This is a genomic window from Prevotella sp. HMSC077E09, assembly GCF_001814685.1.
GTDB classification, from domain to species: domain Bacteria; phylum Bacteroidota; class Bacteroidia; order Bacteroidales; family Bacteroidaceae; genus Prevotella; species Prevotella oris.
Window position 1 is genome coordinate 58,642 of record NZ_KV817572.1, and the last position, 214, is coordinate 58,855.

Consider the following 214-nt stretch of genomic DNA (forward strand, 5'->3'; position numbering starts at 1 on the left):
TTATCATAAAGTTGAGAAGCTCTCCTTTCTCATTGCAAATCAAATGCAATTTGAAACCAAAGAACCAACCCATAGAGCATTTTCCTCTTTGGGCTATGCCTTTGAAAACTTTGTAAATATGTATTCTTTGGTTTTTGCAGACACGCAATGGTGTGCTATCAACGAAGCTTATACCCGTGCATTTGCCCAACAGAACCTTCTTGATAAACAAGGT

General features: G+C 37.9%; 1 protein-coding gene. It reads right to left on the reverse strand.

Annotated features, from left to right (window positions below):
- On the reverse strand, positions 1 to 214 hold a 214-nt coding region (locus tag HMPREF2983_RS14495), incomplete at both ends, for a transposase (RefSeq protein WP_246829382.1).